This window comes from Shigella sp. FC1544 (assembly GCF_001722145.1).
Classification (GTDB): domain Bacteria; phylum Pseudomonadota; class Gammaproteobacteria; order Enterobacterales; family Enterobacteriaceae; genus Escherichia; species Escherichia coli.
On the sequence record NZ_MECT01000493.1, the window covers coordinates 1 to 304 of the forward strand.

Consider the following 304-nt stretch of genomic DNA (forward strand, 5'->3'; position numbering starts at 1 on the left):
GGGTACAGCATGAACCCTCAGACAGAAAACAAAGTGATGAGCGGCTAAAACTGGAGATTAAGGTGGCACATATCCGCACTCGCGAAACATATGGAACCCGGCGGCTCCAGACGGAGCTGGCAGAGAATGGCATCATCGTTGGTCGTGACCGACTGGCACGTCTTCGTAAGGAGCTAAGGCTACGCTGTAAGCAGAAACGCAAGTTCAGAGCGACTACGAACCCGAACCACAATCTGCCAGTTGCGCCAAATCTGCTGAACCAGACGTTCGCTCCTACAGCACCAAATCAGGTCTGGGTGGCGGA

1 protein-coding gene is annotated in these 304 nt (G+C 53.9%); it reads left to right on the top strand.

Annotated features, from left to right (window positions below):
- The coding region (locus tag BGK49_RS18895) for an IS3 family transposase (protein WP_069661525.1) at positions 1-304 on the top strand (304 nt) is incomplete at both ends.